Here is an 8,196-nt window from a genome sequence, read left to right on the forward strand (position 1 = left end):
GAGCCGAATGTCACCACTGTGCGGGCGTGCTCAGTGCAACAGTAGATTCTTATTTATGAACATATTATGTGCTTCTTCAGCGTTCACGACATCCTTCGTGGCGCTTAGTGTTATTTCCACCGGCGTAGTCCATGCGAACAGCGTATCGGATCAATCAACCCTCTTGTCACCTTTGGTCATCACCGCGACCTTGACGCCAGTGAGTGTGTCCGATTCTCTTTCGTCGGTCACCGTTATTAATCGCGAAGAAATTATCGCTCAGCAAGCGCAAGAAATGAGCGAGTTGCTTGCGGCTCAGCCGGGTGTTGATGTCAGCTCGAACGGTGGGTACGGCAAAACCACCAGCGTTTATATGCGTGGTGCTAGCTCTGAATCCACCAAGTTTTTACTCGATGGCATACCTTTGTATTCTGCGACATCTGGCGGTGCGCCATTTGAAAACATCCCAACGTCCTTGATTGATCGCCTGGAAATTGTTCGTGGGCCTAAAGCCACGTTATACGGTGCAGACGCGGCAGGTGGCGTGATTCAAGCATTTTTACCGCAAGCTGGTGATGAAGCTAAAATGAATGTGTCGGCCGGTGGCGGTTCATTTGGCACAAAAACCATCGATGCAACCGTGTCAGGCGCTCAGGGTAATACTCAATACCTTTTGTCTGCTGGCACCTTTGAAACCGACGGTGACATAGTTAAAAAAGACGAGGACAGTCAGGGCTACGATAATGAAAACTGGTTGCTCAATGTCGGACAGAAATTTGACGGCGGTGTGCGAGTCAGTGGCTTGATCATGAACAGCAATGGTCGTAATCACTACGTCGGAGACGAAAACGACTATCAAGTACAAGTGATTGGCCTTGGTGTTAGCTTGCCAATAACAGATCAATGGGATACGGAACTAAAATTGTCCCAAAGTCGTAACGAGAGCACCACCGTTTCTTCTGGGGATACATACGATACTAAGACACAAACCGCTCGCTGGAGTAACACGCTGTGGGCGGGCGATCATGAATATGTCGTAGGCGCAGAAACGTCGGAAGACAGCATTGATGTCACCAAGTACCAAGCGCCGAATCGCAATAACAACGCGGTTTTTGCTCAGTCTCAGTTTGATTTTGGTGCGACCAGCCTGCAACTCAACCTTCGTCAGGATCACAACAGCGCTTACGGCGATTCAACGACGGGCGGAGTCGCCGTAGGTTACCGGTTGGATGACGTGTATACCTTACGGACTAGCTATGGGAAAGCCTTCGAAGCGCCTACCTTTAACGATTTATACTACCCAAGCAGCGGTGACCCGACACTCAAAGCAACAAAATCGGAAACCGTTGAAGTGGGTATTCGTGCAGACTACAACCACTTCTATTGGGATGCCGCTGTGTTTGACGCATCCTATGGCGATATGGTGATTTGGTCCAACTACACTGGGGCTTGGGCGGCTTACAATGTGGACTCCAATGTTCAGGGTGTCGAACTGGCGTCTGGTGTGACGTTGGATCAATGGCAGCTTAGAGCCGCGTTTACATGGTTAGACGCAAAAGATAATGATACCGGCTTTCAGCTGCCAAAACGTGCGCAACGCAGTGCTCGTCTAAGTGCTGACCGTCTATTTGAAAAGGGGCGGGTTGGTATGACATTGCTTGGCGCAGATGGTCGTGCAACCACATTGGGCAGTGATGAAACCTTGTCCGGCTATGTGACGATGAACCTTCGCGCCAGCTATGATTTTGCGACTGACTGGAACGCCGAACTTAGTGTCAAAAATGCCTTTGATAAAGAGTATCAAACGGCAAAGGGCTACTTTAACCCTGGGCGTGGTGTGTTTTTAACGTTTAACTATTCGGTTTTTTAATGGCTAATGTGACGCGTATTTTGTTATCCATCTCGGCATTGTGTCTAAGTGGCTGGGCATTCGTGCCGGCTGCTTTTGCTGAGTCCGTGTGTGTTATCGATGATCGCGGACTGAATGTCTGCCTTGATCATCCCGCCGAACGTATAGCGGCGTTGTCACCGGGGGCGACCGAACTGATTTATGCGGCCGGTGCTGGTGAAAATGTGGTTGCTGTGGTGTCTTATAGTGATTACCCAGAAGCCGCTAAAAGTGTGACGTCGGTAGGCAGTCATACACGTTTAGATTTAGAGCGTTTGATCAGTTTGCAACCTGATTTGATTTTGGCGTGGGGAACGGGCAATCCAACGGAGCAGATCGACACGCTGGCGCGCTTGGGCTTGCCAGTCTATTACGTAGAGCCCTATGAGTTCGAAGACATTGCCCGCAATATCGAAAACATGGGCAAGCTCGCGGGCACCGGATTGCAAGCGGACGCCGAGGCATTGCGTTTTCGTACCGGCATTGATGCATTGCGCGAGCGCTATCAACATGCCTCGCCTGTGAGAACCTTTTATCAAGTATGGGAAGAGCCGCTTATGTCGATGAATGGCAGCCATTACATCAGCAAAGTGGTCAGCTTATGTGGCGGTATTAATGTGTTTGCGGATTCGCCTCGTTTGATTCCTCGACTGAGTCAAGAAGCGGTTTTACTGAAAAATCCAGAAGCCATTATTGCTGGTGGAATGGGTGAGCGTAATGCCCAATGGTTGGAAAATTGGCGCGTGTTTCCAGACTTGTTAGCCACGCAAAAAGGCAATCTGTTCTTTGTGCCGCCTTCGCTGATCCAGCGCCCAACACCGCGCTTATTAGAAGGCGCGCAAATCCTTTGCCAAACATTGGATGTGGTTCGTGCCCGACGTTAAACCGCGTTATCCAACCCATCGCCGCGCCATGCTATGGCCGTTGGTGATATTAGCCAGTGTGTCTTTGCTGAGTGTCGTGTTTTCGATCACCCAAGGCAGTGTTGGTTTGTCGCCCTATGCGGTTTGGCAAGCGTTACTCGGGCAAGGTTCTAGCCTAAATCAAACCTTGGTACTGGAACTGCGTTTGCCTAGAGTGATGGCGGCATTCGCAACGGGCGGGTTGTTAGCGGTGGCGGGTGCATTAATGCAAATCTTACTTAGGAATCCGCTGGCGGATCCTTATGTACTTGGGATTTCTGGTGGCGCTTCGGTGGCGGCACTGACGGCGATTTTACTTGGGATCAGCAGTATTTTGATGTCAGGTATGGCGTTTATCGGCGCGGTATTATCGACGTTGTTGGTGTTTGGACTTTCTACACGTTTAGGCAACATGGCGACCATGCGTTTGTTACTAACGGGCGTAGTGATTGCCGCTGGCTGGGGCGCATTGATTACCTTGATGTTGGCGCTTGCGCCGCCCCATAAAATCCCCGGCATGTTGTATTGGTTGATGGGCGATTTATCCTATGCCAGCACACCGTGGCTTGCTTGGATTGTGCTGGTGCCAACCTGTTTGATCTTAATGCCGCTAGGACGCAGCCTTAATGTCTTGGCTCGAGGGCCTTTGCAAGCGGCGTCACTGGGCGTCAATGTAAAAAGCTTAGAGCGCCTTGTGTTTTTACTCGCTAGTTTGCTCACCGCGATTGCCGTGACAACGGCAGGCAGTGTTGGTTTTGTTGGACTGGTCATCCCGCACATGCTGCGCATGGTATTGGGCAATGATCAGCGATTGATTTTACCCGCGAGTGCGTTGGCAGGGGGTTGTCTTGTCACCTTAGCTGATACATTAGCGCGTACTGCGATTGCCCCAGAACAACTTCCTGTGGGTGTCATTACGGCGTTACTGGGTGTGCCAACCTTCCTGTATCTACTGCAAAGAGGGCGTTTATGACCGAGTTGACGTTAACCCACCTGTTGGCCGATATTCCCAACCATCCTGATCAGCCAGACCATGCGCTCTCCCTAACGTTTCAAGCGGGTCAAATGTGGGGCATTTTAGGGCCAAACGGCGTGGGGAAAACCACCTTGTTGCACACCTTAGCCGCGTTGAAAGCCCCTGCATTAGGAAGCATTGAATTAAACGGACACCCGATGACAGCCTTGCATCGTTTAACGCTCGCGCAGCAAATTGGCATCATGTTTCAAGAACATCAAGATGGTTTTCCTGCCACCGTTTTGGAAACCGTCTTGTTAGGACGTTTTCCTCATTTATCCCCTTGGGAAATGGAAGGTGAAGGAGATTTGGTCATCGCGCTTGCGGCATTAGATCGTTTGGATCTGACTCCTTTTCGTGATCGAGCTTTGAACAGCTTATCCGGTGGCGAACGACAACGAGCGGCATTGGCCACTTTAATGGTGCAAACGCCTGATGTCTGGCTGGTGGATGAACCGACTAATCATCTGGATTTACGTTATCAAGTGGCCGTGATGGGGTTACTTGCGGAGCAGGCGAGTATCGATAAGGTTGTCGTGATGTCATTGCATGATGTGAATGTCGCTGCTCAGTGGTGCAGCCATGTATTGCTCTTGTACCCAGATCGTCCGCCGATTTGGGGCGCTGCTGCCAGCCTCTTAACACAACACAATTTAGAGCCACTTTACCGCCAAAAACTCGCCATGACAGAACTAAACGGCAAGCCCCTGTTTGTGCCAGTGGCCTGATTTACTCAAGTCTCTTGTCAGTTACGATTCATTGAGTGGTCGAACTTGTTGTAGCAAGTTACTACAACTGATGCATTGTTAATCAAGAATAGGTGTTAGATAGTCAGGACCAAGTTGCTGCATTTGCTGTTCAACCCAGATCACTCTTTGACGAAGGTAAAAGGTTAAATCGTTAGGGCTTCGAGTGCGTGGACTTGGCAGCATGATGGCCAGTCGCGCTGCTTGGTTTATGGTGAGTTTACTGGCTGATCGCCCAAAATAATGTTGGCTCGCGGCTTCGACACCGTAAATGCCTTTACCAAATTCCGCTATGTTTACATACACTTCTAAGATCCGCTTTTTACCCCAAAGTGTTTCAAGGCTCAGAGCCAACCCTGCTTCCAGCCCTTTACGAATAAAGCTTCGACCAGACCAGAGAAAGAGGTTTTTTGCGGTTTGTTGCGTAATGGTACTGGCACCACGAAGACCATCACCATCGTCGTATTGGCTTAGCGCCTTACTGATGGCGGCAAAATCAACACCGTAGTGATTAGGAAAACGCTGATCTTCTGAGGCAACAAACGCCAGTGGTACATGAGAAGGGAGTTTATCAATACTGATCCAATCTTGAGTCACCGGATAAGGGCTTTGCAGCATAAACGCCGTTGTCGGTGGCGGAATAAAGCGAAACACCAACAGAACAAGAATCAACAATAACAATGCACGCCAAATGACGGTCCACATTTTTCTGAAAAGACTGTGTTTACGCTGTGCCATTTAGAATCTCTTATTGGTTTTCGTGAGTTTTTTAGCCCACAAGATGTAAGAGTATAAACAATAAAGAGTCTAATTCTTTAATAAATCTTTAGTTTTGAGTGCGCAGATTCTAGAGTTCGATTCTTGTCGCATTCGCTCGTCAAAATTGCAGTATCAGTAATACCTGACCAGCTTGCATCATCGCAACAAGGACATCTTTAAATGGCCGACTTTGACTCTAGGCAAGTATTACTTTTTTATGCGCATTAAAGTGTGGTTTTTATCTTTTTTATGCGCATAAAAATGTTATTGTTTGTTGGTCATTCAATCATAGTCTCTGGAGATAGGTAACAATGAAGCGCACGTTACTCGATCAACTTATCCATTGGAAAAACCAAGCAACGAGAAAACCGATACTCATTGATGGTGCAAGACAAACCGGCAAGACCTTTCTATTGCAAGAGCTTTTTGGAAAGACTTTCCCCAACAGCGTGCGAATTGATTTTTTGGAAACGCCAAATCTAAAAGACGCTTTTGATGGCTCGCTACACCCAGATGACATTCTTACGAATATAGAGTTGATCACAGGCCAAGCCTTTGACCCAGAGACAGATCTGCTTATTTTAGATGAAATAGGCGAATGCGAATCTGCCGTCACAGCGCTTAAATATTTCGCCGAAAAAGCGCCTACTTATTACATCGCTGCCAGTGGCTCTAATATTGGATTACTAAATACCTTCCCTGTGGGAAAAGTAGAGCAACATAATTTACGCCCTCTTAGTTTTTTAGAGTTTTTACACGCTACCGAAGAGAAAGCGTTAATTAAGGCCTTTGAGGCGCAAACTAACTCCGCAGCCGCTCATGCAAAGCTTTTCGACAAATTGACTGATTACTACTTCACCGGTGGCATGCCAGAAGCCGTAGCGACGTGGTTCTCCAATAAAAACGACAGTATTTTAACGCGCATTGAAAAAGTGTCGAAAGTACAAGAAGACTTAATAGAAGGCTATCGACGAGACTTTGGTAAATACTCAGGAAAGGTGAATGCACAGCTCATAGCGTCTGTTTTTAATAGTATTCCCTCTCAATTATCCGCTGTGATGGACGAATCGGTTAAGCGTTTTAAATTTAAGGGGGTAGTAGAGCGTAAATCACGTTATAGCGACTTTGAAAGTGCTATACATTGGCTGACTCGTTGCCGCCTTGCATTGACTTGTTATCCAATAGAAGGTCTTCCAAGGTCGCCACTCGCCGCTTATAAGAAAGACAACTTAGTAAAGCTCTTTCTATTCGATGTTGGCTTGCTTAACCACATGCTCGGCACCCACTACAAAGAACTCAAACAACAAAACTACGAATACAAAGGCTATATTGCAGAAAACTTCGTCCAGCAAGAACTCACTACACTCGGAATAGACCCAAGTTATTCATGGAATGATGCTCGTGCGGAAATCGAATTTTTATTAACAAATGAAGACGGGGAAATCATTCCCGTAGAAGTGAAAAGTGGAAAACGTACTCGAGCCAAATCGCTCCAATCCTACATAACAAAATGTCAGCCACATAAAACGTTCAAACTCACAGGAACACAAGGCTCATCCGAACTAGAGCAAAGCAACATCGTCATGCCGCTTTATTATGTGATGTATTTGACTCAGAAATGGTAGCGCGGCGGGTTTAAAAAAGAGGCTGCGAGGCTAACGAGTAGGCGCCAAGCCATAGAGGTTAATTTTCATCTGCCCCTAATTCTGTGCAATTACTTACTTTTTAAGCTATAACTAATTAATACGCTTAGTGTTTTAAAAGAATGAATGAAGCAAAATCTTACGTTCAAACACAACGATATACAGTCTTGCTACGATACCGCCTTCAACTCTACAGCATCACTGAATGGGATGAATAGGCGTCGTAAGTAAACCGCCCCCAATAACGCAATCTTGTTACTGTGTCGGTAAAACTCAATATAATAGCGACTAACAAACACCATAAACCTCCACAAAACGTCTGGTCAGTTAGTCTATGATGGGACATTACTATGTATGAGCTTATTCAATTGGCTGGCGCCATCACCCTACTACTCTGGGGAATTCGTATGGTGCGCACAGGATTCGAACGCGCCTACGGAAAAAGTTTAGAAAATGCTATTCGTCTAATGACACGTCGCCGCTTACAGGCTGCGGCTTTAGGTGGTATCGCCGCTGCCGCATTGCAGTCCGGCACCGCGGTTGTCCTTTTGGCAGCAAGCTTTGTTGCCACCAGCGCATTAGGACTGATTCCTGCTTTAGCTTTGGTGGTCGGCGCTGAGATAGGCTCAAGCCTCATGGCAATGTTGCTCAGTTTCGATCTTTCTGCGCTGTCTCCGTTGCTGTTACTCATTGGCTACATCAGCTTTCAAAAATCCTCAAAACGAAAACATAAATACTGGGGACGCATTTTCCTTGGCCTTGGCCTGTTACTCCTTGCCTTATCCCTTATTGCCAGAAGCACTGCCGATATGCGCTCTGGCAATGGGATGACTTACCTCACCAGTATATTCGAGCACGACACACTCTTAACGCTTTTTCTTGTTGCCTTATTTACTTGGCTCGTCCATTCCAGTTTGGCCGTTATTCTGATTATTACTCATCTTGTCACCGATGGTGCCATCTCTTTAGACATGGCGATGATCATGGTTATTGGGGCTAATATTGGTGGCGCTTTACCGGCTCTCAGTTCCGGTTGGGGGCTGAGTGCAAAAGGTCGATTGGTGATAATAGGAAACCTAGTTATCCGTTCCTGCGCCGTGATCATTGGATTACTAATTTATTTTTTTCAAGAGTCAGGGTGGATTTCCTTGGCAAAATTTGGCTTAGACTCACCCATGATTTTCCATGTCATGATTAATGCCATTAACGGTGTTTTATTCCTCACCATGCTGCCTTTCTGGGCAGGCTTTTTAAAAAAATATGT

The 8,196-nt window shown here is 47.3% G+C and carries 7 protein-coding genes; 6 read left to right on the top strand and 1 reads right to left on the bottom strand.

The window, feature by feature from the left end:
• The first annotated feature begins 55 nt into the window (after window positions 1-55).
• From M3I01_RS18465 to M3I01_RS18480, 4 genes are read left to right on the top strand one after another with little or no spacing between them, the layout of a single operon-like run.
• The gene (locus tag M3I01_RS18465; protein ID WP_255897451.1) at window positions 56-1,849 is read left to right on the top strand and encodes a TonB-dependent receptor domain-containing protein; all 1,794 of its coding nucleotides are present in this window, start codon (window positions 56-58) and stop codon (window positions 1,847-1,849) included.
• Window positions 1,849-2,751: a cobalamin-binding protein gene (locus M3I01_RS18470; RefSeq protein WP_255897452.1), complete on the top strand. Its 903-nt coding sequence runs from the start codon at window positions 1,849-1,851 to the stop codon at window positions 2,749-2,751. The genes M3I01_RS18465 and M3I01_RS18470 overlap by 1 nt, the downstream gene beginning before the upstream one ends.
• Window positions 2,729-3,742: a FecCD family ABC transporter permease gene (locus M3I01_RS18475; RefSeq protein WP_394358988.1), complete on the top strand. Its 1,014-nt coding sequence runs from the start codon at window positions 2,729-2,731 to the stop codon at window positions 3,740-3,742. Before M3I01_RS18470 ends, M3I01_RS18475 begins: the two co-directional genes overlap by 23 nt.
• Complete coding sequence (locus M3I01_RS18480; RefSeq protein WP_255897454.1) at window positions 3,739-4,512, top strand: ABC transporter ATP-binding protein; 774 nt, start codon at window positions 3,739-3,741, stop codon at window positions 4,510-4,512. The genes M3I01_RS18475 and M3I01_RS18480 overlap by 4 nt, the downstream gene beginning before the upstream one ends.
• Window positions 4,513-4,590: 78 nt before the next feature.
• Here M3I01_RS18480 and mtgA read toward each other — a convergent pair whose 3' ends face one another.
• Window positions 4,591-5,268: a monofunctional biosynthetic peptidoglycan transglycosylase gene (gene mtgA, locus M3I01_RS18485; protein ID WP_255897455.1), complete on the bottom strand. Its 678-nt coding sequence runs from the start codon at window positions 5,266-5,268 to the stop codon at window positions 4,591-4,593.
• A 332-nt stretch (window positions 5,269-5,600) separates the two neighbouring features.
• Here mtgA and M3I01_RS18490 point away from each other — a divergent pair, with 332 nt between their 5' ends.
• Together M3I01_RS18490 and M3I01_RS18495 are read left to right on the top strand one after the other, a co-directional pair.
• Window positions 5,601-6,914 carry an ATP-binding protein gene (locus M3I01_RS18490; protein ID WP_255897456.1) on the top strand — a complete coding sequence of 438 codons (1,314 nt, stop codon included), beginning with the start codon at window positions 5,601-5,603 and terminating at the stop codon, window positions 6,912-6,914.
• A gap of 368 nt (window positions 6,915-7,282) precedes the next feature.
• On the top strand, window positions 7,283-8,196 hold a 914-nt coding region (locus M3I01_RS18495; RefSeq protein ID WP_275565247.1), incomplete at its 3' end, for a Na/Pi symporter.

Origin of the sequence: Marinomonas maritima, assembly GCF_024435075.2 — a bacterium.
In the GTDB taxonomy this organism is placed as follows: domain Bacteria; phylum Pseudomonadota; class Gammaproteobacteria; order Pseudomonadales; family Marinomonadaceae; genus Marinomonas; species Marinomonas maritima.